Origin of the sequence: Actinocorallia aurantiaca, from assembly GCF_039533685.1 — a bacterium.
Classification (GTDB): domain Bacteria; phylum Actinomycetota; class Actinomycetes; order Streptosporangiales; family Streptosporangiaceae; genus Actinocorallia; species Actinocorallia aurantiaca.
In genome coordinates this window covers 29791-52694 of the sequence record NZ_BAAATZ010000012.1, presented here as the reverse complement: position 1 = coordinate 52694, position 22904 = coordinate 29791, and the positions used below count along the sequence as shown (strand labels likewise).

The window sequence follows — 22904 nt, the reverse complement described above, 5'->3', positions numbered from 1 at the left end:
AGCGCCGGGAAGCGTCCGGATGTCACAGGGAGGGCGTGTGATCTTCCTCGTGGGCGGGAGGAACGTCGATCAACGGCAGGCGCAGCTCGAAGCGCGCGCCCTTTTTGCTGTCGGCCACCACGAGGCTGCCGCCGTGGTCCTCGGCGATCTCCCGGGAGATGGGCAGCCCCAGGCCGGTTCCGGCCGGGTCGCGCTTCTTGCTGTCCTCCAGCCGGACGAACCGTTCGAAGATCTTCTCCCGGTAGGCCGGAGGAACCCCGGCGCCGTCGTCGGTGACGGACAGCAGGGCGTATCCGTCCTCCCGCTCCACCTTGACCTCGACCTCGGAGGCGGCGTGGCGGACGGCGTTGTTCAGGAGGTTGGCCAGCAGTCTGGTCAGCCGGATCCGGTTGCCCGCCACCAGCAGCCCGTGAGCGGCCTCCACCTTGATCTGCGGGTGCACCAGGGCTCTGGCGACCACGAAGTCGCCCAGGTCGATCGGCTCCATCTCCACGGTGTTCGCCTGCAGCCGGGCGATGGTCAGCAGGTCGTCGACGATCGCCGAGAGCTGTTCGGAGGAGGTCAGGGCCGATTCGATCACCGCCCAGGGATCGACGCCGTCGCGGTCCAGCAGCGCGTCCTCCATCCGGAGGCTGAGGCCGGCGATCGGGTTGCGCAGCTCGTGGGCGACGTCGGAGACGAACCGCCGCTGCTCCTCCACGGCCTTCTCCAGCCGGGAGAGCGTGTCGTTGGCGGTGCGCGCCAGATCGGCGAGCTCCCGGGCCTTCTCGGGGACGGGCACCCGCATGCCCAGGTCGGAGGCGGTGATCGCGGCCATGCGGGTCCTGATCTCCTCGACCGGGCGCAGGGTTCTTCCGGTCAGTGTCCAGACGACCCACGAGATGAGCCCCAGCAGGGGGAGGAAGACCGCCAGGAGGGTGTACTCCAGGGCGTGGCCGGTGAGGAGGGACGGGGCCGCGATCGCGGCGTAGACGACGGCGGACTCCTCGGACTCGTCCACTCTCACGGCCGAGATCATCAGGCAGTCGCCCGAGCGGCATTCGATGAAGTTGTCGATGCGGTCCTGGGGCGGGGGCCGCACTTCGCTCAGCGGGGGGCGCCCGGCGATCGCCTCGCTGGTGCCCGTCACCTTGCCCAAGGCGTTCACCACCTGGACGACGCTCGCTTCGCCCGTGTTGGTGGGGATGGGGGAGGGGAGCGTTCCCTTCCGGTACCGCTCCGTCCAGATGAGGGCCGTCCGCTGAAGGTCCTGGTAGTTCTCCGCCTGGAGGGAATAGCGGATGTACTGGTCGGCGGCGGTGCCGAGCCCCAGGAAGAGCAGCGCGACCAGCACGGTGACCAGCAGCGTGTAGCGAGCTCTGAGCGACTTCAGTGTCCGACCTCCCCCGAGGAACCCCTTCCGACCATACCCAAAGTGACGATCCGATTACCCAAGGGGAGGTCTTGCGCGAGGGTCCCCCGTCTGGGCAAGCTGGATGACCGTCTCAGGGAGGACACGTTGGGCGCACTCGGTCTCATCGAGCGGGACGACACCCACCGGGAGGTCGTGGGCGCGGCCGCCAGGCAGCTGTCCTCGGACATCCCCGCGCTGGCCACCCGGCTCCTGGCCAGGATCCGGGCGACCTGCCCCTCCAGCGCCAGGCTGGTGTCCGAGGACGAGCAGTTCGAATCGGTCAGGCTCGGCCTCACCTACGGGCTGGCCACGATCCCCGAGCCCGGCCCCGAGCGGCGCGAGCTGAGCCAGGCGGCGCGCACCGGCCGCCGCCGGGCCGCCCAGGGCGTCCCGCTGGACGAGCTGGTGAAGGCCTACCACCTGTCGGTCCAGCTGGTGTGGGACGAGATGGTGAAGACCGTGCGCGAGGAGTCCCCCGGCCGGCTGGACCTCCTGATGCGCAGCAGCATGCACATCTGGGCGGGCATCGAGCGCCAGGCCGACGCCGCCGCGGAGGGATACCGGCAGGCGCAGGCCGAGCAGCGCCGCTTCCAGGACGAGCGGGCCAGGATGCTGCTGGGCCGCCTCCTGGAGGCCGACGAGCCGGCCCCGGAGCTGGTCGACGCCGTCCGTGACGCGCTGGGCCTGGAGGAGGACGGCGGCTACGCCGTCGCGGTCACCCGGTACACGCGTGCGGCGCGCGGCGGGCTGTTCCGCCACCCCGAGACCCTGGACGGCTCTCGGGTGGTGTGGTCGCCCGGAGCCGACGGGGACCTCGCGGTGATCAGCGTGCGCGGCGAGGACGTCCACCGGATCTCCAAGGCGCTGGAGGCCGAGCTGGAGGGGCCGATCGGGCTCAGTCCGAAGGTGCGCGGGCTGGCCTCGCTGGGCTTCGCCCGGCGGCTGGCCGAGACCGCGCTGGCCGGGCGCCGTCCCGACGACCGCGGGGTCATCGCCCTGGACGAGCACCTGGTCCGGTCGTTCGTGCTGTCCGCGCCGGACCTGGCCGAGCTGCTGCGCCGCCAGGTCATGTCCGGGGTGCTGGCGCTGCCCGAGCACGAGGCGTCCGCGCTGCTGGACACCCTCGCCTGCTGGCTGGAGGTCGGCTCCACCACCGAGGCGGCCCGGCGACTGTACTGCCACCGCAACACCGTCCTCAACCGGCTGCGCAGGCTGGAGCAGGTCACCTCCCGCAAGCTGGACGAGCCGCGCGACGTGGTGCTGCTCGCCCTGGCCCTGGACGCCGTCCGCATCGGCTGAACCGCGGCTTTGCCGGCAGTTGCCCACAGTTCGGCATCGCTTGGCCGCCCCGCCCCGGCGGGGCGGGTAGGGCTCCGGGCAGCGACGAACGGAGCCCGGCCATGCGGTACCGCGTACAGGACAAGGCCTTCTCGATGGGGGACGACTCCTGGATCGAGGACGAGCAGGGCCGGAAGGCCTTCCTGCTCGACGGCAAGCTGCTGCGCGTGAGCCAGACGTACGAGCTGAAGGACGGCACCGGCGAGGTGCTCCTGGTGATCAGGAAGAAGGTCGTCGCGCTGCGCGAGACCATGGTCGTCGAGCGGGACGGCGGAGCCGTCGCCAAGGTGCACGAGAAGGTCAAGATCGTCCGAGAACGGTTCTGCGTGGACCTCAAGGGCGGCGAGGAGTGGACCGCCACCGGCGACTTCCTCGGCAAGGAGTACGAGGTGGACCGCGACTCCGACGGCGTCCGGGTCGCCCTGGTCTCCCGCAAGTGGCTGCGCCTGCGCGACGTCTACACCGTGAACGTCTCCGAGGGCTTCGACGTCCCGCTGGTGCTGGCCGTCGCGGTCGCCGTCGACGCGCTGGCGCGGGCGGGGCGGGACCGTTGACGATGCGGCGCCTGAGCTGCTGGGCCGGGATGCTGCTGAGCACCGTGGGGTTCATGCTCCTGTACTTCGCGGTGCCGATGAGCCGCGACGACCTGGCGGGCGGGGCCCCCGCCGTCCGGGCGGTGCTCCTGCTGGCGGCGCTCGTCCTGATCACCCTGTTCCTGGGCCTGCAGGCCCGCCGGAGCCTGCGCCCGGACCGCCTCCTGGTCGAACGGCTCTCTCCGCTGCTGGGCGCGGTGAATCTGGTGGTGGTCTTCTTCGCGATGATCTACTACGGCAACGCCGAGGACTTCTCCGGGCTGGAGACCCGGATGGACTCCCTGTACTTCACGGTGGCCACGCTGTGCACCGTCGGATACGGCGACATCGTGCCGGTCTCCCCGGCCGCGCGGGCGGTCGTGACGCTGCAGATGGTCTTCGACCTGGTGATCGTCACGTCCGCGATCTCCTTCATCGTGAACGCCTGGCGGCCCCGCAAGGACTGAGGGCCGCCGGCCCGGCGGCGGGTCAGGCGGCTCGGGCCGCCTGGAAGGCCTCGCGCAGGCAGGTCTCCTGCAGGGGGCTCAGCGAGGTCCGGACGACCTCGCCCCCGTACTCGGAGATCTCCGGGAGCAGTTGTTCCGAGGGCTGGCGGGCCAGCAGGAACAGGGCGGCGCCGCCCGGCCGCAGCGCGGCCCCGAGCTCTTTGACGAACCGCTCGTCGGCGCCGTGCTCGTTCAGCGCGCCGGCCGCCGGGCTCGCCCCGGCGTCGAGCACGGTCCCCATCAGCGGCACGAAGAACAGCATCCCGATCAGGCCGCCCCACAGCAGACCCCAGGCGGCGCCGATACCGGCCCCGTACACCTGGTGGAGCTTGACCGTCCCGTCGGCCCGCTTCTCGACGACCGCCGCGTCCGCGAGCTGGACCAGGCCCTCCTGGCGCATGCCGATCAGGCGGTCGCGTACCTTCAAGGCGGTCGCCACGTCCTGGTAGGCGATCGCGACGAGACTGCTCATGTCTTCCCCCGGATGTGTCCCCCGGCCGCACCCCTACGGCCGTGAACGTGATCTACCCGGGGGAGGGTGAGGCAACCGCTTCGGCCCGCATCTCCGGCCTCCCGGTGGCCAGCAGCCAGGCGGGCAGGATCGCCACGCACAGGACGGGCAGCAGTTCCTGCCCGCCGACCAGGATCGCGCCGAGGAACAGGCTCAGCCAGCCGCTGCGCGAGACCGCCACGCAGACGCCCATCGCGGCGCAGGCCACGGCCAGGGCCATCGGCACTCCCGGCACCAGCGCGGCCGCCAGCATCCCGAGCGCCACTCCGAGGAACACCGAGGGGAAGATCCGTCCGCCGCGGAACCCGACGGAGGCGGCGACGACCAGCGCGGTCAGCTTGACCGCGATGATCAGTGCGAGCCGGGGGGCGCTGAAGGCCCCGGGGTCGCGGGCCAGCTCCTGCATCTGCTCCAGGCCCTTGAACAGGGTGATCCGCCCGCCGATCATGCCGAGCACGCCGAGGACCAGGCCGCCCAGGGTCAGCAGGACGACCGGATGGCCGATCCGGTGGGCGAACCGGTGGACGCGCGGAAGCGCGTAGACGGCCGCCAGGCCGAGCGCGCAGCCCAGCGCGGCGAGCACCGAGCCGGTCACGAGGTCGAGGGGCTGGAAGCCCCGGTAGGGCGGCAGCCCCAGGGTGAACGTCAGGCCCGGGCTGACCAGGTGGACGGTGAGGGCGCCCGCCCCGGCGGCCACCAGCGGCGCGACGAGCCGGTCCCACAGGGGGGCCTTGCTCTCGGAGGGCGTCTCCGAGAGCAGCAGCGCGGCGGCGACCGGGGTGCCGAACAGCCCGCCGAGCGTTCCGGCCATGGCGAGCGCCGTCCAGACGGGGAGGGGCGCCCGGGGGAGGAACCGGTGGCCCAGGGCGGTCGCCAGCGCCACGTTCGCCACGATGGTCGGATTCTCCGGGCCGAGGCTGACGCCGAAGGCGAGGGTCACCGACAGGGCCAGCAGGACGCCCGGTACGGCCGAGACCGGGATCGGCGGGGCGACCAGCCCCTCGGTCGCGGGGTCGGGACCGCCGTGCCCCGGCGTCTTCCAGAGGATGAGGCCGGTCAGGAACCCGCCCAGGGTCAGCATGAGGAGGGTCCACCAGGGTGACTCCGGCAGCCAAAGCAGGCGTGAGAGCTCCTCGGCGGCACGGCTGACCCCGGTCAGGAGCAGGGCGGCGCCGACGCCGACGACGAGCGCGGGGATCGTCAGCGGGAGCAGGGCTCGGGCGGTTCCCATCGGGCCGGCGTCCTGTTCAGTGGCCGGAGAGCAGGGGCCTGAGCCAGCGCTTGCCGGGATCGGGATCGACGAAGAGGGCGAGGGCCAGGGCGCTGAGCGGGACCGCCAGGATCGCGCCGAGCGGGCCGATGACCAGGCTCCACAGCACCAGTGACAGCAGGGTGGCGGTGATGGACAGGCCCACCGTGCCGCCCGCGAACTTCGGCTGGACCAGCGACTGCAGCACGAAGTTGATCACCGAGTAGAACACGATCACCCACACCGCGGTGACCCAGCCGGACTCCAGCCAGGCCAGCATCGCCGGAGGCACCAGTCCGATGACGAAGCCGACGTTGGGGATGTAGTTGGTGATGAACGAGAGCAGGCCCCACACCAGCGGCGCCGGGACTCCCAGCCAGACCAGCGCTCCGACGTCCAGGACCGCGACGATCAACCCGAACGCGGTGGTGACCAGGAGGTAGCGGTAGGTGCCGCGCGCGTAGTCGCGCAGCGCGGCCACCAGCTCCGGCCGTTCGTCGGACAGGCGGTCCATCGCCCGGCTGAGCCCTACCGCGTCCAGGCTCATCCCGTAGAGCAGGATGACCACCAGCACCACCGACGACAGGGCGCCCAGCAGCCCGTTCATGAACGACTGGACGTAGGGAAGCAGCCGGTTGAAGTCGAAGGCGGCCAGGAACTGCTGGGCCTCGGCCGTGGTGACCCCGAACCGGGTCACCAGCTCGATGATCTGGTCGCCGCTCTGGGAGAGCTCGGTGGCGTAGCCGGGGATCAGCGCCGCCAGCCTGGCCCCGGACAGGGCCAGCGACACCGCCATCGCCAGCAGGCCCAGCAGGACCACGACCAGGGGCACCAGCGCGGCCACCAGGTAGGGCAGGCCCCGGCGCATCAGCATGGCGCGCAGCGGGGTGACCGCGACGGTGAGGACGAGCGCGAGGAAGAAAGGCCCCGCGACGGAGGAGACGGCCCGCAGTCCCGCCAGGACGACCACCGCGGCGGCGATGCCCAGCAACAGGATGTAACCCGGCGCGTATCGGCGGGGCGGGGAGGCGACTGGCATGCCGGTTCCGTTCCCCGGAACCGCCGTCGAAAGATCTGGCCGGGGCAAAGCTTCCCGAGGCCGGAGGACCTGCTGTGGAGCGGAAGACGGGATTCGAACCCGCGACCCTCACCTTGGCAAGGTGATGCTCTACCACTGAGCCACTTCCGCGTGGGGGAGGACCCCCGAGGTGCTTCGATCCTCCGGCCGGTGAGTGGTGCTCACCGGCCGGGTGGACCGTGCAGTGGACGATACTGGGATTGAACCAGTGACCTCTTCCGTGTCAGGGAAGCGCTCTCCCGCTGAGCTAATCGTCCGTGGAGGTGGAGACGGGATTTGAACCCGTGTGCACGGCTTTGCAGGCCGCTGCCTCGCCTCTCGGCCACTCCACCGCGAGGCGATGGCCTCTCCGAGCGGAAGACGGGATTCGAACCCGCGACCCTCACCTTGGCAAGGTGATGCTCTACCACTGAGCCACTTCCGCCTGCCGCCTTCGGATCTTCCCTTGCGGGCTTCCCCGTGGCGACGTCGTTAACCCTACAGGAACTCGGACCTCAGTGCGTACTCGACGCCGCCGGAGAGCCCTTCGCAGGCGGCCTTCCCGGCCCGGGAGGACCGGCGAAGGCCTGGACGAGGTCGAGCCAGCGGGAGGCGTCCCCGCCCCGCGCGGTCAGGGAGAGATCGTCCCGGTGGCGGCGGCGCACCGCCAGCAGGCAGAAGTCCAGGGCGGAGCCGGTGACCGTCTGGGCGGCGGTGCTCGGCCCCCAGGACCAGTGCTCTCCGGAAGGGGACTCCAGGACGACGTAGAACGGCCGCTCCGGCGCGCTCAGGCCGTTGACGGAGAAGGCGTAGTCCCTGGCCCGGACGGCGATGTGCGCCACGTGCCTCAACCGCTCGGAGGGCGTCCGGGCGACCCCGAGGGCGTCGGCGACGTCCTGGCCGTGCGCCCAGGTCTCCATGAGCCTGGCGGTGGCCATGCTGGGCCCGGCCATCGGAGGCCCGAACCAGGGGATCCTCCCGCCCGGAGGGACGGCGCGCAGCGCTTCGGCGACCTCGGCGCGGCTCGTCCGCCAGGCCTCCAGGAGGCCGCCCGGCGAGTGGCCGGAGGGGTCGGCGCCCCGCTCCACCAGATCGGGGTCGGCCGTCCGCAGCATCTCGCGGAACGCCTCGGGGTCGGTGGCGGCCAGTGTCGCCTGGCGGTCGGTCCACACCAGATGGGCGATCTGATGGGCGACGGTCCAGCCCTCGGCGGGGGTCGGCAGCGCCCATCGCGCGGGCTCCAGCCCGGAGACCAGGGCGTCGAGCTCCTCGCCTTCGGCCAGCAGGTCCTCGAAGATCCCCATCAGGCCGCGGCCTCCCTGTCGCCGGCCCGCTTCAACGCGTCGCGGACCCATTCCCCGTAGGTGCTTATGGCGGCCCTGGACTCGGGCAGCGCGGGGCCGAACATCTGGAAGACGTGCAGCTGCCCCGCCCAGGTCTGCAGGAACGTCGGGACGCCCGCGGCGGCGAGGCGCTCGGCCATCAGCTCGGAGTCGCAGGCCAGCACCTCGCTGGAACTGCAGCACAGGTAGGACGGCGGCAGCCCGGCGAGGTCGGCGTGGACGGGGGAGACCTTGGGATCGAGCGGGTCGAGGCCGTCGAGGATCTCGCCGATGAAGGCGTCCAGCAAGGGCATGAGGCTGACCTGGTCGAGCTCGTTGTTCGGGTGGGCGCTCTTGGCGGTCAGGTCCATGTCGAGCATGGGGGACAGGGCGATCAGCCCGGCGGGCGGCGGCAGGCCGTCCTCGCGGGCCAGCAGCGCGGTGGCGAACGTCAGGTACCCGCCGGCGGAGTCGCCCGACATGACGACGTTCCCCGGTTCGACGCCCTGCTCCAGCAGCCACTTGTAGGCGGCCAGGCAGTCCAGCGCCTCGTCGGCGAAGGTGACCTCGGGCAGCATCCGGTAGTCGACGGACAGGGCGGGGATCCCTGCGGAGGCCGACAGGTGGGCGATCATGCGCCGGTGGGTGTTGAGCCCGCAGGAGATCCAGCCGCCGCCGTGGAAGTACAGGATGACCCGGGAGCGGTCGCGGCCGACCCCGGGCCCGTGTACCCACTCGGCCTTGAAGCCGTCGAGCCGGACGCGCTCCACCCGGGTGCCCTTCGGCGGGCGGGAGCGCCGGGCCATGCGGTCCAGGGACGCGGCGCGGCGGAAGTCGATCGGGCCCCGGGGGACCCGCTGGATCGCGGGCGTCAGGACCGCCCGCACTCCGGCGTTGAGCGCCTTGGCCCGCCAGCTGACGTGCGGATGCCGTTCGATGACCAGGGGCACGGGCATGTGGGCCTCCTCCGGGCTCGGAGTGATGCTGGCACGGAAGGACTCCCCGTGCCTACCCGATTGTGGGGTAATTCACTGCTTACTGAACGGCCTTCCCCGGGGGCGGCGCCCCGGATCCGCCGGCAGGTCGTTCAGCGGCCCGCGATTTCGTCACCGGCACGTCGGCCGTTGACCGGGGCCCGGTAAACGGCGACGATGTCCTCTGTGATGGAGCGTCTGGCGGCACCGTTGCCCAAGAACCTCGTCCGGCTGGGGGACCGGCTGGCGCGAGGCCTGAGCGCGACCGCGCAGAACGCGCTGGAGGTGGCCCGCTTCGGCGGCCTGCGCACCGACGAGAAGGCCTCGCCCCACCAGGTGGTGGCCGAGCAGCCCGTCTACCGGCTGCGCCGCTACTTCCCCGACACCTTCGGCGAACGCCCGGCCGTCCTGCTGGTGCCGCCTTTGATGCTCACCGCCGAGATCTACGACATCGCCCCCGCGGCCAGCGCCGTCGCCGTCCTGCACGGCCTCGGCCTCGACCCGTGGGTCGTCGACTTCGGCAGGCCCGAACGGGAGCCGGGCGGCCTGCGGCGCTCCATGGCCGACCACGTGCTGGCCGTCAGCGACGCCATCGACCGCATCCGCGAGGTCACCGGCCGCGACGTGCACCTCGCCGGCTACTCCCAGGGCGGCATGTTCGCCTACCAGACGGCGGCCTACCGGCGCAGCGAGGGCATCGAGTCGCTCATCACCTTCGGCAGCCCCGCCGACCTGGACGCGGCCAACCCGTTCGGCGTCCCCCAGTGGATCCCGCGCAGGCCGTTCGTCGACCTGCTGGGCGACCTCCCCGGCCTGTCCATTCCCGGCTGGGTGACCCGCTCGGCCTTCCAGGCGCTCAGCCCCACCAAGTCCGTCCGCAACCGGCTGGAGTTCCTGCTCCAGCTGCACGACCGCGAGGTGCTCGCCCCGCGCGAGCGGCAGCGGCGCTTCATGCAGAGCGAGGGCTGGGTCGCCTGGCCCGGTCCCGCGCTGGCCGACTTCCTCCTCGAGTTCGTCGCGCACAACCGCATGCTGCGCGGCGGCTTCGTCATCGGCGACCGGATGGTGACCCTCGCCGACATCGACTGCCCGGTGCTCGCCTTCGTCGGCGAGGTCGACGAGATCGCCCCGCCCCCGATGGTCAGGGGCATCGTCCGGGCCGCGCCCCGGGCCGAGGTGTACGAGGCCTGCCAGCGCACCGGCCACTTCGGGCTGGTCGCCGGCTCGCACGCCGCGGCGTCCACCTGGCCCGTCGTCGCGGCCTGGGTGCACTGGCGGGAAGGCCAGGGCATGGTGCCCCCCGAGGTCGGTCCGGTGAAGGAGGACGAACTCGGCAAGGGGCGGCTCTCCTACGGGATGGAACTCGCCGTCCAGGTGGGCGCGGGCGCGGTCCGCTCGGCCGTCGACACCACCACCGCGGCGGTCAGGAGCGTGGTCGGGTTCGGGGAGGCCGCGGCCGAGCTGCTGCCCCGGCTGGCCCGGCTGGAGCGCATCGCCGGGGACACCCGGGTGTCGCTGGGGCTGCTGCTCGACGAGAACGCCCGCCGCGCGCCCGGCGACATCCTCTTCCTGTTCGAGGACAGGGCCCACACGCAGGCGGCCGCCAAGCGGCGCATCGACAGCGTGGTGCGCGGCCTCATCTCCCTCGGGGTCCGTCAGGGCGAGCACGTCGGGGTGCTCATGAGCACCCGCCCCAGCGCGCTGGCCCTGGTCGCGGCGCTGAACCGGCTCGGCGCGGTCGCGGTGCTGCTGCGCCCCGACGGCGACCTGGCGCAGGAGCTGGTGCTGGGCCAGGTCACCCGGGTCGTCGCCGACCCCGAGCACGCCAGGCTCGTCGAGGGCGTCGAGGTGCACCTGCTGGGCGGCGGCGAACGAGACGCGGGCCTGGCCGACATGGAGCGCATCGACCCCGGCGCGGTCGAACTGCCCGGCTGGTACGAGCCGAACCCCGGACGCGCCGGCGACCTGGCGTTCGTCCTGTTCACCGGGTCCGGCGAGGACACCCGGGTCAGCCGGATCACCAACCGGCGCTGGGCGCTGTCGGCGTTCGGCACCGCCTCGTCGGCGGCGCTGTCCTCGGCCGACACCGTCTACAGCCTGTCCCCGCTGTCGCACCCGTCCGCGCTGCTCATGAGCCTCGGCGGGGCGATCGCGGGCGGCGCGCGGCTGGCGCTGGCCACCTCCTACGACCCGGCCACGTTCTGGGAGGAGGCGCGCAGGTACGGCGTCACGGTCGTCTCCTACACCTGGACGCTGCTGCACGGGCTGGCCGAGGCGCCGCCGCACCCGGGGGAGCGGCACCACGCGGTCCGGCTGTTCATCGGCTCGGGCATGCCGCGCGGGCTGTGGCGGCGGCTGGAGTCGCGGTTCGCGCCGGCCCGCGTCCTGGAGTTCTACGCCTCCCGCTCCGGCGAGGCGGTCCTGGTGAACCTGACCGGCAAGAAGCCCGGATCGCTGGGACGGCCGCTGCCGGGCAGCGCCCGGACGCGCATCGTGCGCTACGACCTCGACCGCGGCCTGGTCGTCCCGGGCAGGGACGGGTTCGCCGTCCGCTGCGGTCCGGGCGAGACGGGCCTGCTGCTGGCCCGCGGCACCGACTCCTCCGACCCGCTGCGCGGGGTCTTCGAACCGGGCGACTCCTGGGTGGCGACGGGCGACCTCTTCCAGCGGGACACCGACGGCGACCACTGGATGGTGGGGCGGACGTCCGAACTCGTCCACACCCCGCGCGGGGTGGTGCCGACGGGCGGCGTCCGCGACCGCGTCGGCGACGTGCCGGGGGTCGACCTGGCGGTGGCGTACGGCATTCCGGCGGGACGGTTCGAGCTGCTCGCCGCCGCCGTCACCCTGCGCACTCCCGTCTCGCCCGAGGACTTCACCGCGGCCTTCCCCGAGGAGGGACCCGACCTCATCCGCGTCGTCGAGGAGATCGAGACCAGCGCGTACGCGCGCCTGCTCACCCGGGAACTGCGCGCCGAGGGCATCCCCGAAGAGGGGACGGCGTTCTTCCGGGACTCCGGCGGGCGCTACCGGCCCCTCACCGACGCGGACAGAGAGCGGCTGCGCACGCTTTAGGCGTCAGCCGGGAGCCTTCGCCGTCACCAGGGTGTCGATCGCGGTGCGCTCCCCGACGGGACGCCTGACGCGTTCGGCCCGGACGATGTCGAGCCCGGACAGTGCTTCGGCGACGTCCTCGGGCGTGTGCAGGATGTCCGGATCCTGGGGGCCGCCGACACCGTCCGTCAGGTTCCGCCGGTCGTGGCCGACGAAGAAGAACACGCCTCCGGGCGCGAGGGCGCGGGCCGCGTCGTGCAGCAGCGGCCGCATCTGCGCGGGCGGCAGATGCAGGTAGGAGACGAGCACCAGGTCCTCCTCGGCGGAGGGGAAGGAATAGGCGGTCAGGTCGGCCACCTCCCATGCGACGGCGCCCTCCGGGTCGAGCTCCTTCGCCCGGGCGACGGCGACGGGGGAGAAGTCGACGGCCCTGACCCGCCAGCCGAGCGAGGCCAGCCAGAGCGCGTTGCGGCCCTCGCCGCAGGCCAGGTCCAGGGCACGGCCCGGCGCGAGCCCGGCCAGCTCCTCGGCGACGAAACGGTTCGGCTCGACCGACCACAGCATCTCCTGGGCGGAGTACCTGCGGTCCCAGTCCTCTGCGTCCATACCCCGATCGTAGGCCGGACCCGGGAGGGGCCGTTCCCGGAACGTAACCTGAGGGCATGGACTGGAACGGCAGGAAGATCGAGGCCGGGGAGGCCTTCACGGGCCGGGTCTTCGTGGCGGACGACATGACCGAGGTGACCGACGAGGGCGCCTCCTTCACCGGCTGCACGTTCCGCGACGTGCGGTTCAACGCCTCGAAGCACGAGGAGGCGGAGTTCGTCGACTGCACCTTCGTGAACTGCGACTTCTTCGATTCCACGTTCGAACGGTGCAGGTTCACCGGAAGCAGGTTCGAGTCCTGCCAGTACGGGCTGTTCCGGGCCGAGGGCGGCGACTGGTCGTCGGTGAACCTGTCCAAGGCCGACCTCAGCGGCTGCTCCATCCGCGGGGTGCGGCTGCGGGAGGCCGAACTGGGCGGCGCGCGCTTCGTCGACGGGTCGGTGCGGGACTGCGACCTGGCCGGGGCCCGCCTGGACCGCGCCGTCTTCGACAACTGCGACCTGCGGGGCAGCGACCTGTCCACGCTCGACCCGCGGAACACCCGCCTCAACGGGGCGATCATCGACCCGCGCCAGGCGATCGAACTCGCGGGGGCACTGGGTCTGGAGATCAGGGATCATTGACCGGCCGATGGCGTATCGTCGTCGGCCGTGACCTCCCCCCTGAGCCGCTGGCGCGGCAACCCCTGGGCGATCCTGCTGACGCTGGCTCTGGGCTTCTTCATGACGCTGCTGGACCTGACGATCGTCAACATCGCCATCCCCAGCATGATCGACCGGCTGGACGCCTCCCTCGACGAGGTGCTGTGGGTGGTCAGCGGCTACACCCTCGTCCTCGCGGTCCTGCTGATCACCGCGGGCCGACTCGGCGACCTGCGCGGCCAGCGGCGGATGTTCATGCTGGGCGTGGCGGTCTTCACCGCGGCCTCCCTGCTGTGCGGCCTGGCCCAGGAGCCCTGGCAGCTCATCGCCGCCCGGGTGGTTCAGGGGCTGGGGGCCGCGCTGCTCATGCCGCAGACCATGGCGCTGATCGTCGCCACCTTCCCGCCGGACCGCCGGGGCGCGGCGATGGGGATCTGGGGCGGGGTCGCGGGACTGGCCACCATCGCGGGCCCGACCATCGGCGGCGTGCTGGTCAGCCTGCTGGACTGGCGGTGGATCTTCTTCGTCAACGTGCCGATCGGCATCCTGGTCCTGGTGCTGGCCGTCTCGGTCATCCCGGACGTCCGGTACTCGCGGGAGCACCGGCTGGACCTGCCCGGCGTCGTGCTGGCCACCCTCGCGCTGTTCTTCCTCGCCTTCGGCCTCACCGAGGGTGAACGGTACGGGTGGAACGGTCTCATCTGGGGCTCGTTCGCGGCGTCCGCCGTGGTCCTGAGCCTGTTCGTGATCCAGCAGAAGCGCCGCCAGGGAGACGAGCCGCTGGTGCCGTTCTCGCTGTTGCGGCAGCGCAACTTCACCATCCTCAGCCTCGTCGGCATGACGGTGTCCATCGGCATGATCGGGATGTTCCTGCCGATCTCCCTCTACCTGCAGTCGGTGCTGGGCTACTCGCCGATGAAGGCGGGGCTGGTGCTGGCGCCCTGCTCGGTGATGTCGATGCTGCTGGCGCCGGCCGCGGGCAGGCTCTCCGACCGGATCGGCGGCAAGCACATCCTGCTGTTCGGGATGCTCCTGTACGCGCTGGGCCTGGCCTGGCTGACCCTGTCGCTGAGCCTGGACGCGCACTGGGCGGTCCTCGTCGCGCCGCTGCTCGTCGCGGGCCTGGGCATCGGCTGCGTGTTCGCCCCGATGGCCACCGAGGCGATGCGCGAGATCCCGCCCACCCTGGCCGGCTCGGCCGCCGGGGTGAACAACACCATCCGCCAGCTCGGCTCGGTGCTGGGCAGCGCCGTGGCCGGCGCCATCCTGCAGAGCCAGATCGTCTCCTCCATCAGATCCGAGGCGGTGGCGCGCTCCGGCGAACTGCCCGAGCCGCTGCGCGAGGACTTCGTCGCGGGGCTCTCCCGGGCCGTCGAGGGAGGCGTGGAACTCGGCGCCCACCACGAGGTGGCGCTGGAGGGAGCCCCGCCCCAGGTGGCGAACCTGGCGGAGGAGGTCTTCGGCCGGGCGTTCATCGACGCCGTCCAGCCCACCCAGGCCTTCGCGGTCGCGGCGATCCTGCTGGGCGCCGCCGCCTGCCTGTTCGTCCGCTCCACGCGGACCGGCGCCGCGGCCCCCTTCGAGGCTCCCGAGCCCTCCGCCGCCCCGCCCGCCTGACGGGCGGTGCCGGGCGGGTCGGTGGGGTCAGCCGAGGGAATCCCACCAGCCGTCGGGTTCGGGCGGGTCGTCGACGGTGATCCGCTCGCCGGGGCGGGGGACGGCGACGCGGAGGTCGAGGATCTTGGCCTCGGCGCGGACCCGGTTCGGCGGGTCGTCCCAGGGGTGGGGGGCGAGCACGAAGGTGCCCCAGTGCACCGGGACGAACAGGCCGCCCCGCAGTTCGCGGTGGGCGGCCAGCCCCTCCTCCGGGGTCATGTGGACGTCGGGCCAGGCCGGGCTGTAGGCGCCGACCTGCATGAGGGTGACGTCGAAGGGGCCGTGCGCGGCGCCGATCCGGGCGTACCCCGGGAAGTAGCCCGAGTCGCCGCTGTAGTAGACCCTCCGCCTGCCGCCCGCGACCACGAAGGAGCACCACAGCGTCGGGTTGCGCTTGAGGGCGCGGCCGGAGAAGTGGTGGGAGGGCGTCGCGGTGACCTTCAGCCCGGCGACGACCGCGGACTCCTCCCAGTCGAGCTCGATGATCCGCGAGGTCGGCACGCCCCAGCGCTCCAGGTGGGCGCCGACGCCCAGCGGCACCACGAACGGGGCGGTCTGGGTGCGCAGCAGCGCCTTCACCGAAGGCAGGTCCAGATGGTCGTAGTGGTCGTGCGAGATCGCGATCACGTCGATCCTGGGCAGGTCCTCCACCGGCACCGGCACCTCGTGCACCCGCTGCGGGCCCAGCAGCCGGCTGGGGGAGCAGCGCTCGGCGAAGACCGGGTCGAAGAGCACCCGCTTGCCCTCGATGTCCACCAGCGAGGTGCCGTGGCCGAGCCAGCAGACCTCGAGGTCGCCGGGCGGGCCGAACTCCGGGGCGACCACCGGGACCGGGAGCAGCGGCCTGCGCCGCCCCCGGCGCAGCGTCTCGCGGGCGGCCCGCCGGATGTCCGGCCGGGCGGTGCCGCCCTCGTCGAAGTTGTGGAACGAGCCGTCCCGGTAGTGCGGCGAACGGCGCACCCGGGGGCCGGGATCCAGCGCCCCCAGCGCGAGCGGGATGTCGTGAAGGCCCCAGGTGACCACGGCGGCGGCCACCACGCCGAATCGGATCTTCACTCGGAGTCTCCTCGGGAGTCTGCGCCGGTGGTCACACCGGAACCCTAACCGGATTCCCCTCACTCCATGCCTGAGTCGTGATCGGCTTTGGCCGGTTCGGCGGGAGGCGGGTCAAACTTCGTCCTGGTGTTCCCCAGGACGCGGGTGATCGCGATTTCGATGACCACGCGGTTCGGATTGTCCCCGGCCGGCCGGTAGCGCTCGGCGTAGCGGCGGACCGCGTCCGCGACGGAATCGGGATCGCGCAGGACCCGCGCGGTCCCCTCCAGCGTGGCCCAGCGGGGGCCGTCCACCTGGCACACCGCCGCCCGCGCCCCTTCGCGCGCCGCGTTGCGAGCCTTGCGCGAGGAACCGTTGCAGATGATCCGGGCGACCCCCGCCTCGGCGTCGAGCGTGACGCCCACCGGCACCACGTGCGGCGTGCCGTCGGGCCTGAGCGTGGTCAGCGTGCACAGATGCCGTTCCCGCCAGAAGGCGAGCATCTCGGGACCGATCTCCAGCACCGTTCTTCTCCTTCGTTTCCCGCCGAGGCCGCACGGCCAGGCTTTTTCATGAACAACGTGCGCTTGACGGCGCACTGCCCGTGGCCGCACGCGCACTGACGCGCACCGGGTAATCCACAGAAGAACAATCATCGCGTAGGCGGCTCCGGAGTGATCCGGGGTCGCCTTCCTGCTTGTTGGCTGGACCTGTGACCTGGGGGTTTGTGGCCGCGCGTGGTCCTGTTTGCTGATCTTGTCTCACTGGTGGGCGTTGGTGATCACCGGTGCTCGCTGGTCGTGGGCCATGCGCGGGCCATGGCCCGGGGTGTTGTGCCTGGTGGGGGGCTGTCTGTGCGTGAGCTCGGGTCGGTGGTCTCGACCTGGGCGGGTGGGCGGGAAGCTCGGGGAGGGTGGACGGATCCGGACTTGGGCGGGGGAGCAAGGCCGCTAGCATCCGGCGAACGGGCAGGATCAAGACATGACCGTAGGTAACCCGGAGGGCGGCGAAGCCGTGTCTTGGACCCTCCTGACCGCAAGCCCGAGGGGGCGGCCTTGCGCGGGGTCCCCGTCCAAGTCGGGATCCGGCCGCTCGGCTGTCCGTGCGGCAAGCGGCCGGTACTTTGACCGTTGGCCGGTGAGGTGATCAACGTGTCCGAGGTCGTGTTGGTATCGGCCTTGGGAGGTCGAGGAAGTGAGGGTCTTCTGTGGTGGAGGGCAAGGCTTGGTGGGAGACGGTGGCACCGACGCCTCCGTGGAATGCTCCATGGCTCGGTCACTATGCGGGCCCGTTCGACAGCGACGAAGCGCACGATGACCTGGCCGACATCTCCAGAGCATCCGACGTTCAGATTGCGCTTACGGCATTCCTCGCCGACTTCAGCCGGGCGGAGACACGGATCTACTCTGACGACGCGGACGGCCCTGTCGCTGCGGCCTGCTTGGTCGCCGCCCGCCTGTCCGGCCAGATCCTCGACGACTACGCCGAGCAGCATCTGGAGGAGACGCCCTTCGCCGTCACCGAGGACCTGCGAGCCCTGGCCGCCGCTGTCCTCGACCGGGTCGTGCGCCCTGGCGACAACGAATACCGAGAGTGGTACGACGATGACGCCGAAGCCTGTGCGGATTGGCTGGGCCAACTCGCCTGGTATCGCGTCTTTCTGGCCTGATGCCTCGCTCAGTGTCCGGCGGCATCATCTTTGGATCTTCTGGGCTCGGAGCGTTGGTGCGTGTTCGTCGGAGTGTGGGTGCTACCTGGGCGGGTGGGCGGGTGGATTGGCGCACTTTGGGGAGAGAACAGTCCGGGCTGATCCCTAGAGGGAGAAGCATCCGCCGCAAAGTGGTGGCCTGGACCAGCCGTACAACGCGCCGGGTTCAGCGTTCACGGAAGGAGGCAGCGTTCAGAAAAACGTCGCGGTTCTGGATGCCCCATGGAGCGCGCTCATATCCAGGCACTCGCGAGATCGCGGCGAGGCGCAGGAAATGGAGGAAGCTTCCCACGGTGGTCCTGCGCGACTCCTCGTGGTCGTCGGGGGCGATCTGGTACTCGTAGAAGTCGATGGCCTTCAGGACGACTCCCGGGTCGGGCTGGCCGGGGAGCGGGTCGAAGGCATATCCCTCGACCTCTGCCCGGCTGGGTACCCCTTCGTCCCCTTCGTCTCCGAAGGTCACCCACCAGTCGCAGTACTCCATATGGACGAGCCACACGATTCGGCCCAGGACATGGGCGTGCTCGGCGCGCAGAGGAAGCAGGGGTCCGGACTCGGTACCATCCGGGTGCCATTGCTCCCTGAACTTGAACTCCATGAAGTCCTGGGTGTTCCACTGCACGCCTGCGGTGAGCAGGGTATCCACGTGCGCCCGGTACATCAGGATCTCGCTCATGCGGCACCGTCTCTCGCCAGATCGAGGCCGCACCGATCGGTCGGCCCGATCATGAACCTAGAAGGCCATTCGTCTTCTGACGCCCCCGTTATCGAACCGCCACCAAAGCAAGGTCGCAGATGTCAGAACCCGGTCCGATCCTCCTCGTGGACCAATCACTTGGGGAAGACAATGGGACGGTGAAGGGCTGGCTGTCGAGAAGTGCTGGCTTGCGCGCTTGATCAGCAGGCTTTGGGAACCGCCGCACAGCGGTGGCCCCTCTTGATCCTGTAGGGGAAAGCCTCACGCAGAGCCGAGTTGATCCGGGCGGCCTCCCACGCCCCAAACTTTTCCAGTCGCATTTATCGCCGAGAAATTGACCGTAATAGGCCATGCGGGTTCCCGGGGTGAATTCTTTTCCTCCTGGCCCGTCGCTGGCCCGTGCGCCATTTCTGAGGAGGTGGCGTAAATGGTGTCGAATTCCTTCCTCTCGGTCGATGGCATGGTATCCGAGCTGGACATATCGCGCTCCGCGCTGTATCGGTGGTTCGCAACGGGGAGGGGTCTGAAAGTGATTCGCCTGCCGAATGGTGCTATTGGAATTCGCCGGTCGGATTTGGAAGAATGGTTGTGCACGCTCGAATCCCCCCGAAAGGCTTGATCATGAGTGCGCAAGACATCCAATTCTGGCAGATTCGCAGGCGGAGTAACAGGCGTAAGCCGTGGGAAGTGCGGTGGCGCGTCGATTCCTCCTCGTTCTCTCGGTCGTTCCTGACCAAAGCGCTCGGTGAGACCTACCGGGCTGAACTGTTCGCCGCTGCCAAGGGCGGTGAGCGGTTCTCGCTCGTCACGGGTGAGCCGGTGAGCTGGGCTGTGTCGGCTGAGACTCTGTACGCGCATGCTCGGGCGTACGCAAGGCTGCGGTGGAATGACGGCGGGGCGGCCAGTTCCCGCAAAGTGCTGACTGAGCGCATGGTGCATGCGGTGCTGGCCTTCCTCGACCCGCGCAAGGCGCGCAAGGGCCGTCCTGCTGAGCGGCTGCTGCGGTGGGCTCTGCACGAATGGGCGTTCCGTCCCCCGCCTGGGAGAGCGAGCCTCCCGAAGACGTGGCGGCGGCGCTGGAATGGGTGGCCGGTGCCTCTCGTCCCGTGGCTGACCTGGCTGAGGCAGAGAACCTGCGGGGCCTGCTGGATGCGCTGTTTCAGCGCTTGGACGGTAAGCCTCTGGCGCACACCTCTGCTCGGGCGCGGCGGGCCGTGCTGTACGGCTGCCTCGACTACGCGGTGGAACGCAAGTTGCTGTCCTCCACCCGCTGAAAGGGTTGAAGGTGCGGCGGCGTCGGGTCTCCGACCGGTGGATCCCCGGCGGGTGCCGTCCCTGGCTCAAGCGCGCAAGCTCCTGGGGGCGCTCGCGGACAGGAAGGGGATGGACGGTCACCTGCACGCCTGGTTCTCGATCGCCTACTACGCGGGCTGCCGTCCCGCTGGGATCCGGGACCTGCGGGAAGCGGACTGCTTCCTGCCCGATGCCGGGTGGGGGCGGCTCACCCTGGCCGGGAGCGCTCCTGAGGTCGGCGGGGAGTGGACCGATAGCGGGGAGTGCTTCGACCCCCGTGAGCTCAAGCACCGGGCACGCGGTGAGGTGCGCATGATCCCGATTCCGCCTCTGCTGGTCGACGCCTTGCGCGATCACCTCAAGCGGTACGGGACGGCTCCGGGCGGGCGGCTGTTCTGGGACATCACGACGGACGGGCATGCCTACATCGACGGGCAGCGCTATCGGCGGGTGTGGGACCGTGCCCGCACAGCAGCGCTGAGCAAGACCGAATACGCCTCCGCCCTGGCCAAGCGGCCCTACGACCTGCGGCACGGCAACGCCTCCTGGCTGCTGAGCCTGGGCGTGCCCGCTCCTGAGGTGGCCCGTCGGCTCGGCCATTCCGTGGCCATGCTCCACACCACCTACGCCCACTGGCTGGAAGGCCAGGAAGAAGAAGCCAACACCGCCATAGACCGGGCCCTGGCCGCCGCTGACGAACAAGACAGCGGCGGGCCAGTCACGGGCCAAACCGACGAAACCGACTCCAAGTAGCACATAACACCAGGTCAGAAGCCTGAAGCTTCGGCATCGTCGGAATCCACAGAACGCGGTTCGGTTCTTCGTCGGGGGTCCGGGTGGCGCACCATGGCATCCGTGAGACCACTCGGGTACGACACCCGGTGTACAGGAGATGGAGGGACCCCGATGACGGAACACGGTTTTGACTTCGATCCTCAGGCGGCCAGGCAGGCGCTCGCGCTCCTGTGCCCGGGGGAGGCGGAGTCCTCGACGCGTCCGGGGTCCCCCGGCCTCCCGGATCCCCCGGGGGATCCGGCCCGCCTGGCCGGCCGCCTGGTGGCGGCGGTGGAGCTGGCCGCCGGGTCGGGAGGCCGCTGCAAGGACTGGGCGCGCTTCGACGAGGGGTACCGCTCGGTCCTTCCGGAGGGGCAGCGGCGCACTGTGGCGCTCAAGCGCCTCATGCGCACCGTCCGGGAGCTGACCGACCTGCCCGGCGCCGCCGCCCGGGGAGCCGCCACCGGCCTGCTGGCCAGCACCTCGGTCCTCTTCGCCGAGATCCTGCTGGCCGACGACCGCACCGAGCTCGCCTCGGCGCTGGAGCAGCTCGAGGAGGCCCGCGCCCTCTTCGGCCAGACGATGGTCCAGCTGGACGGCGTCACCCGCATGCTCCGCGACTCCCTCTCCCCCGGTTGACCGCGCGAGAGGGCCTCGGGAGGCCTTCCCGGGTCAGGAGGCCTGGTCGGCGGTCTGGGCGCGCAGGGCCTCGTACTCCTTGAGGACCTGCTTGCGGGCCTTGGCCGCGAGGCGGTCGACGTAGAGCTTGCCGTTCAGGTGGTCGGTCTCGTGCTGGAAGCAGCGGGCGAGCTGGCCGGTGCCGTGCAGGCTGATCGGGTTGCCGTCGAGGTCGAAGCCGTGGCAGTGCACGTGGGCGACGCGGGCGACGTCGGCGTAGGGGCCGGGGACGGAGAGGCAGCCCTCGGAGTCGTGGTCGAGGACGCGGTCGCGGTCGGGGAACTCGATGGTCGGGTTGACGACCACGCCCTTGTGCTCGCCGCCCTCGGCGTCCTGGCAGTCGTAGACGAAGACGCGCAGGTCGACGCCGATCTGGTTGGCGGCCAGGCCCACCCCGTTCGCCTCGTACATGCTGGCGAACATGTCGTCGGCCAGGTCCTTCAGCGCCTGGTCGAACTCGGTGACCTCCTTGAGCGGCCGGTGCAGGACCGGTTCTCCGATGAGTGTGATCGGCCGCACGTTCCCCGACATTCCGTTCCCTCCACCGAGATCCATTTCCACTCATGCTATTGCAGTTCGGAGCACCCGCCGGGCATTCGGTGTGATCCGGATCATAGGAGAGAGCAGGTTCATGGCCTAGATTGCGCGCTTTGTTGACCATGTGCCGTACAGCCCGTGATCCACGGGTGGAGAGAGCGAGTCCCATGAAGTGGCTGGCCGGGATCCTGGCGGCGGTGGTGCTGGCCGGGGGCGGTACGGCGCTGTACCTCCACTACTGGATCGAGGGGGACCCGCGGGAACTCGCCGCCGACTACTTCGCCTACTGGCGGGCCGGCGACTTCTACGGGATGCGCGGGCTGGCGGCCTCCCCGCCGGCGGACTTCGTCGAGCAGCACCGGGGGTTCTCCGCCTCCCTGCAGGTGAAGGCGCTGCGGCTGGAGCAGGGCGCGCTCACCCGTCCCACGGAGGAGACCGCCGAGGTCCCGTTCGAAGCCGTGCGCACGCTCCCGCCGGGGGAGTGGAGAGTGAAGTCCGTCGTGCGGATGCGGATCGTCGACCGGCGCTGGCGGGTCGTCTGGACCGCCGCGACGCTGCTGCCCGAGCTGAAGAAGGGCGGGCGCCTCGCGCTCACCCGCACCGAGTCGTCAGCCAGCACGGTCACCGACCGCGGCGGCCGGAAGCTGCCCGAGGACTCCTCGATCCAGGAGTACGCGGCGGGCCTTTCCACCTCGTACGGCGGGGAGGCCGGCGAGCCGGGCTGGGCCGTCACCCTCGACAGGACCCCGCTCAAGGTCTTCAGCGCCCCGCGGGGCGCCGAGCTGAAGACCACCATCGACGCGAAGACCCAGCGCGCCGCCGACGCCGCGGCCAAGTCCTCGGCCCGGCCAGCCGCCGTGGTGGTGCTGCGCCCCTCCACCGGGGAGATCCTCGCGATCGCCGACCACCTGGACGTCGCCAAGGCCGCGGTCAACGGCCGGTACCCGCCCGGCTCCACCTTCAAGGTGGTCACCGCCGCCGCCCTGGTGGCCGGGGGCCTCACCCCCTCCTCCAAGGTGGCCTGCCCCGGCAGGCAGCTCATCGGCCAGCGCACCATCCCCAACCACGACGGCCTCGATCTCGGCATCACCACCCTGCACCAGGCCTTCGCCCACTCCTGCAACACGACCTTCTCGTCCCTGGCCGTGGAACGGGCCGAGGCCGGCGGAATGAAGGAGGCCTCCGTCCTCTTCGGCTTCAACCGCGCCTTCGCCCACAACGCCGCCCGCGCGAGCTTCCCGGAGTCCCCCGGCACCACCGCTCTCGCCGAAGCGGCCATCGGCCAGGGCGAGGTCCTGGCCTC

General features: G+C 71.1%; 22 protein-coding genes and 4 tRNA genes. 11 read left to right on the top strand and 15 right to left on the bottom strand.

From position 1 onward, the window contains the following. Positions 1-22: 22 nt before the first annotated feature. Entirely contained in the window at positions 23-1333 is a 1311-nt protein-coding gene (locus ABD327_RS15360; RefSeq protein ID WP_344451040.1) for a sensor histidine kinase, read from the bottom strand. 165 nt (positions 1334-1498) lie between these two features. Here ABD327_RS15360 and ABD327_RS15355 point away from each other — a divergent pair, with 165 nt between their 5' ends. From ABD327_RS15355 to ABD327_RS15345, 3 genes are all read left to right on the top strand, one after another. Further along, entirely contained in the window at positions 1499-2692 is a 1194-nt protein-coding gene (locus tag ABD327_RS15355; protein WP_344451039.1) for a PucR family transcriptional regulator, read from the top strand. Positions 2693-2793: 101 nt separating this feature from the next. Further along, on the top strand, positions 2794-3285 hold the full coding sequence (locus ABD327_RS15350) for an LURP-one-related/scramblase family protein (protein WP_344451038.1): 492 nt from the start codon (positions 2794-2796) through the stop codon (positions 3283-3285). Positions 3286-3287: 2 nt separating this feature from the next. After that, a complete protein-coding gene (locus tag ABD327_RS15345) occupies positions 3288-3770 on the top strand; it encodes a potassium channel family protein (RefSeq protein ID WP_344451579.1) in 483 nt (160 codons plus the stop codon). A 22-nt stretch (positions 3771-3792) separates the two neighbouring features. Here ABD327_RS15345 and ABD327_RS15340 read toward each other — a convergent pair whose 3' ends face one another. The 9 genes from ABD327_RS15340 to ABD327_RS15300 all read right to left on the bottom strand — a co-directional run bounded on the left by ABD327_RS15340 (position 3793) and on the right by ABD327_RS15300 (position 8904). Then, positions 3793-4281: a DUF1269 domain-containing protein gene (locus tag ABD327_RS15340; protein ID WP_344451037.1), complete on the bottom strand. Its 489-nt coding sequence runs from the start codon at positions 4279-4281 to the stop codon at positions 3793-3795. 52 nt (positions 4282-4333) lie between these two features. Beyond that, positions 4334-5551: an ion channel protein gene (locus ABD327_RS15335; RefSeq protein WP_344451036.1), complete on the bottom strand. Its 1218-nt coding sequence runs from the start codon at positions 5549-5551 to the stop codon at positions 4334-4336. Positions 5552-5567: 16 nt separating this feature from the next. Continuing rightward, the gene (locus ABD327_RS15330; RefSeq protein WP_344451035.1) at positions 5568-6608 is read right to left on the bottom strand and encodes an AI-2E family transporter; all 1041 of its coding nucleotides are present in this window, start codon (positions 6606-6608) and stop codon (positions 5568-5570) included. Positions 6609-6683: 75 nt separating this feature from the next. Then, positions 6684-6758: transfer RNA gene (locus tag ABD327_RS15325), tRNA-Gly, on the bottom strand. A gap of 74 nt (positions 6759-6832) precedes the next feature. Next, positions 6833-6904, bottom strand: a tRNA-Val gene (locus ABD327_RS15320). A gap of 1 nt (position 6905) precedes the next feature. Continuing rightward, a tRNA-Cys gene (locus ABD327_RS15315) sits at positions 6906-6979 on the bottom strand. Positions 6980-6999: 20 nt separating this feature from the next. Next, a tRNA-Gly gene (locus ABD327_RS15310) sits at positions 7000-7071 on the bottom strand. Between the two features lie 70 nt (positions 7072-7141). Next, a complete protein-coding gene (locus ABD327_RS15305) occupies positions 7142-7930 on the bottom strand; it encodes a TIGR03084 family metal-binding protein (protein WP_344451034.1) in 789 nt (262 codons plus the stop codon). After that, on the bottom strand, positions 7930-8904 hold the full coding sequence (locus ABD327_RS15300) for an alpha/beta hydrolase (RefSeq protein WP_344451033.1): 975 nt from the start codon (positions 8902-8904) through the stop codon (positions 7930-7932). Before ABD327_RS15300 ends, ABD327_RS15305 begins: the two co-directional genes overlap by 1 nt. Positions 8905-9111: 207 nt before the next feature. Between ABD327_RS15300 and ABD327_RS15295 the strand changes: the two genes are divergently transcribed. Then, the gene (locus tag ABD327_RS15295; RefSeq protein WP_344451578.1) at positions 9112-11997 is read left to right on the top strand and encodes an AMP-binding protein; all 2886 of its coding nucleotides are present in this window, start codon (positions 9112-9114) and stop codon (positions 11995-11997) included. 3 nt (positions 11998-12000) lie between these two features. Here ABD327_RS15295 and ABD327_RS15290 read toward each other — a convergent pair whose 3' ends face one another. Continuing rightward, positions 12001-12582 (bottom strand): class I SAM-dependent methyltransferase, encoded by a 582-nt coding sequence (locus ABD327_RS15290; RefSeq protein WP_344451032.1) that lies wholly within the window; start codon positions 12580-12582, stop codon positions 12001-12003. A gap of 56 nt (positions 12583-12638) precedes the next feature. Here ABD327_RS15290 and ABD327_RS15285 point away from each other — a divergent pair, with 56 nt between their 5' ends. Continuing rightward, a complete protein-coding gene (locus ABD327_RS15285) occupies positions 12639-13205 on the top strand; it encodes a pentapeptide repeat-containing protein (RefSeq protein ID WP_344451031.1) in 567 nt (188 codons plus the stop codon). Between the two features lie 27 nt (positions 13206-13232). After that, the gene (locus ABD327_RS15280) at positions 13233-14840 is read left to right on the top strand and encodes an MFS transporter (protein ID WP_344451030.1); all 1608 of its coding nucleotides are present in this window, start codon (positions 13233-13235) and stop codon (positions 14838-14840) included. Between the two features lie 27 nt (positions 14841-14867). On the opposite strand, the gene ABD327_RS15275 is transcribed toward ABD327_RS15280, so the two are convergent. Together ABD327_RS15275 and ABD327_RS15270 are read right to left on the bottom strand one after the other, a co-directional pair. Beyond that, entirely contained in the window at positions 14868-15935 is a 1068-nt protein-coding gene (locus ABD327_RS15275; RefSeq protein ID WP_344451029.1) for an MBL fold metallo-hydrolase, read from the bottom strand. 59 nt (positions 15936-15994) lie between these two features. Next, positions 15995-16417 (bottom strand): pyridoxamine 5'-phosphate oxidase family protein, encoded by a 423-nt coding sequence (locus ABD327_RS15270; RefSeq protein WP_344451577.1) that lies wholly within the window; start codon positions 16415-16417, stop codon positions 15995-15997. A 704-nt stretch (positions 16418-17121) separates the two neighbouring features. On the opposite strand from ABD327_RS15270, the gene ABD327_RS15265 reads away from it, so the two are divergent. Beyond that, positions 17122-17583: a DUF4259 domain-containing protein gene (locus ABD327_RS15265; RefSeq protein ID WP_344451028.1), complete on the top strand. Its 462-nt coding sequence runs from the start codon at positions 17122-17124 to the stop codon at positions 17581-17583. 205 nt (positions 17584-17788) lie between these two features. On the opposite strand, the gene ABD327_RS15260 is transcribed toward ABD327_RS15265, so the two are convergent. Continuing rightward, positions 17789-18298 (bottom strand): hypothetical protein, encoded by a 510-nt coding sequence (locus ABD327_RS15260; RefSeq protein WP_344451027.1) that lies wholly within the window; start codon positions 18296-18298, stop codon positions 17789-17791. Between the two features lie 1085 nt (positions 18299-19383). Between ABD327_RS15260 and ABD327_RS15255 the strand changes: the two genes are divergently transcribed. The 3 genes from ABD327_RS15255 (at position 19384) to ABD327_RS15245 (ending at position 21025) form a co-directional block, all read left to right on the top strand. After that, entirely contained in the window at positions 19384-19593 is a 210-nt protein-coding gene (locus ABD327_RS15255) for a hypothetical protein (RefSeq protein ID WP_344451026.1), read from the top strand. 109 nt (positions 19594-19702) lie between these two features. Beyond that, a complete protein-coding gene (locus tag ABD327_RS15250) occupies positions 19703-20365 on the top strand; it encodes a hypothetical protein (RefSeq protein WP_344451025.1) in 663 nt (220 codons plus the stop codon). Between the two features lie 153 nt (positions 20366-20518). After that, the gene (locus tag ABD327_RS15245) at positions 20519-21025 is read left to right on the top strand and encodes a hypothetical protein (RefSeq protein WP_344451024.1); all 507 of its coding nucleotides are present in this window, start codon (positions 20519-20521) and stop codon (positions 21023-21025) included. A 33-nt stretch (positions 21026-21058) separates the two neighbouring features. Here the strand turns inward: ABD327_RS15245 and def are convergent, their stop codons facing one another. Further along, positions 21059-21583, bottom strand: coding sequence for a peptide deformylase (gene def / locus ABD327_RS15240; protein WP_344451023.1), 525 nt, complete (start codon positions 21581-21583; stop codon positions 21059-21061). 185 nt (positions 21584-21768) lie between these two features. Between def and ABD327_RS15235 the strand changes: the two genes are divergently transcribed. Further along, positions 21769-22904 (top strand): penicillin-binding transpeptidase domain-containing protein (locus ABD327_RS15235; RefSeq protein WP_344451022.1); only part of this gene is annotated, 1136 nt, incomplete at its 3' end.

Coding starts and splice junctions, on each gene's coding strand:
- ABD327_RS15350 (WP_344451038.1), top strand. CDS start 2,794: ATGCGGTACCGCGTACAGGACAAGGCCTTCTCGATGGGGGACGACTCC.
- ABD327_RS15345 (WP_344451579.1), top strand. CDS start 3,288: ATGCGGCGCCTGAGCTGCTGGGCCGGGATGCTGCTGAGCACCGTGGGG.
- ABD327_RS15340 (WP_344451037.1), bottom strand. CDS start 4,281: ATGAGCAGTCTCGTCGCGATCGCCTACCAGGACGTGGCGACCGCCTTG.
- ABD327_RS15335 (WP_344451036.1), bottom strand. CDS start 5,551: ATGGGAACCGCCCGAGCCCTGCTCCCGCTGACGATCCCCGCGCTCGTC.
- ABD327_RS15330 (WP_344451035.1), bottom strand. CDS start 6,608: ATGCCAGTCGCCTCCCCGCCCCGCCGATACGCGCCGGGTTACATCCTG.
- ABD327_RS15305 (WP_344451034.1), bottom strand. CDS start 7,930: ATGGGGATCTTCGAGGACCTGCTGGCCGAAGGCGAGGAGCTCGACGCC.
- ABD327_RS15300 (WP_344451033.1), bottom strand. CDS start 8,904: ATGCCCGTGCCCCTGGTCATCGAACGGCATCCGCACGTCAGCTGGCGG.
- ABD327_RS15295 (WP_344451578.1), top strand. CDS start 9,112: ATGGAGCGTCTGGCGGCACCGTTGCCCAAGAACCTCGTCCGGCTGGGG.
- ABD327_RS15290 (WP_344451032.1), bottom strand. CDS start 12,582: ATGGACGCAGAGGACTGGGACCGCAGGTACTCCGCCCAGGAGATGCTG.
- ABD327_RS15285 (WP_344451031.1), top strand. CDS start 12,639: ATGGACTGGAACGGCAGGAAGATCGAGGCCGGGGAGGCCTTCACGGGC.
- ABD327_RS15270 (WP_344451577.1), bottom strand. CDS start 16,417: ATGCTCGCCTTCTGGCGGGAACGGCATCTGTGCACGCTGACCACGCTC.
- ABD327_RS15260 (WP_344451027.1), bottom strand. CDS start 18,298: ATGAGCGAGATCCTGATGTACCGGGCGCACGTGGATACCCTGCTCACC.
- ABD327_RS15250 (WP_344451025.1), top strand. CDS start 19,703: ATGGACGGTCACCTGCACGCCTGGTTCTCGATCGCCTACTACGCGGGC.
- ABD327_RS15245 (WP_344451024.1), top strand. CDS start 20,519: ATGACGGAACACGGTTTTGACTTCGATCCTCAGGCGGCCAGGCAGGCG.